At 60.5% G+C, this 1,875-nt stretch carries 1 protein-coding gene; it reads right to left on the reverse strand.

Translation table 11 applies throughout. From position 1 onward, the window contains the following. Window positions 1-83: 83 nt before the first annotated feature. Window positions 84-1,556, reverse strand: a complete 1,473-nt coding sequence (gene tig, locus EOA85_RS34225; protein ID WP_127212631.1) for a trigger factor — start codon at window positions 1,554-1,556, stop codon at window positions 84-86. Between the last annotated feature and the right edge of the window lie 319 nt (window positions 1,557-1,875).

Here is a 1,875-nt window from a genome sequence, read left to right on the forward strand (position 1 = left end):
GACTAGGACGGCGGCCTACGACGTCGGCAGCAACGAAAAAGGCCGCCTCATGGGCGGCCTTTCACAATTCGCAGAATGCCGTGTTATTCCGCGTCTTTGGCGGCTTTCTTCTTCGGCGCGGCCTTTTTCTTGGGCTCTTCCGTATCGTCGGCCTGCTTGGCGTCGGCCTTCTTCGCGGCGGCTTTCTTCGCCGGCTTCGCGTTGGCCGTCTCGGTGTCCTCGTCGTCGGCCATCAACTCTTCCTTGCTGACCTTAACGTCGGTGACGGAGATCTGGCCGAGGAGATGATCGACCACCTTCTCCTCGAACATCGGCGCGCGCAGCGTGTTCAGCGCTTCGGGGTTGCTGCGGTAGAATTCGAAGGCTTCCTGCTGCTGGTTGGCCGGATAGCGGCGCACCTGCTCGAACAGGCCACGCTGCAATTCGTCGTCCGACACCGTCACGCCGGCCTTCTCGCCGATTTCGGCGAGAACCAGGCCGAGACGCACGCGGCGCTCGGCAAGCCGCATATATTCGGCGCGCGCCTCTTCTTCCGTCGTCTCCTCGTCGGCGAAGGTGCGGCCGGCGGCTTCCAGATCGCGGTTGACCTGGTTCCAGATGTTGTTGAACTCGGCCTCGACGAGCTTCGACGGTGCCTCGAACGAGTAGGCGGCATCGAGCTGGTCCAGCAGCTGGCGCTTGATCTTCTGGCGCGTCATCGAACCGAACTGGTTCTCGATCTGGCCGCGCACCACTTCACGCAGGCGCTCAAGCGACTCCAGGCCGAGATTCTTGGCCATTTCGTCGTTGATTTCCAACGCACCGGGCTTGGACACTTCCTTGACGGTGACGTCGAAGGTCGCTTCCTTGCCGGCCAGATGCGCCGCCTGGTAGTTTTCCGGGAACGTAACCGTGACCTGCGTCTCGTCACCGGCCTTGCTGCCGATGAGCTGATCCTCGAAGCCGGGAATGAATTCCTTGGAGCCGAGCACCAGCGGCTGGTCCGTGCCGGCGCCGCCGCTGAAGGCTTCGCCGTCAATCTTGCCGACATAGTCGATCGTCACGCGGTCGCCTTCGGCGGCCTTGCCGGCCTTCGGCTCATAGGTGCGCGCCGATTCGGCGACACGCTGGACCTGCTCGTCGATTTCCGAATCCGGCACGTCGAACACCTGACGCGTCACCTTGATGTCGGAGAAATCCTTGATCTCGATCTGTGGAATGATCTCGTAGTTCAGGCGGAACTCGAAGTCTGCGCCGCCGGCCAGGATCTTCTCGGCCTCCTTCTCGTCCTCGGTCATGATCACTTCGGGCTGCATGGCGGCCTTTTCGCCGCGCCCGGTAATGATCGAACGGGTCGAATCGTTGAGAATCTCGTTGACCACCTCGGCCATGAACGACTTGCCGTAGACCTTGCGCAGGTGCTGCACGGGCACCTTGCCGGGGCGGAAGCCGTTGATACGGACCTTGTTCCTGGCATCGGAAAGCCGCGCCATCAGCTTGGCTTCCATGTCACCGGCCGGCACGGTGATCTTGATCTCGCGCTTGAGACCGGAGTTGAGCGTTTCGGTGACCTGCATCATAGAACCTTTGTTTCCACCAATGAGGCAGCCAAACGGCTCCTGCCGTTTACAGCCTGCCGGTATATCTTGCCGGGAATGGCTTTTGGTGCGGGACTTGGCGATCTGTCCGCCCAACGCGGCTCAAATCCTTCAGAAATACGCTCCAAAATGTGAATAAGTCTTTGTTTTTCCTACTTCTTATCACATTCGGCAGAAGCGGATCGTCGCATCCCGTCACATTCGACACGCCTTTTGTCACAGGCGCGGCTAATTTTCAACCATCTTCGCGTCTACAGCGCCGCGCGTCCTCTTGGACGCGCAAAGGACGCTGTAGCAC

Origin of the sequence: Mesorhizobium sp. M5C.F.Ca.IN.020.29.1.1, assembly GCF_003997375.1 — a bacterium.
GTDB classification, from domain to species: domain Bacteria; phylum Pseudomonadota; class Alphaproteobacteria; order Rhizobiales; family Rhizobiaceae; genus Mesorhizobium; species Mesorhizobium wenxiniae.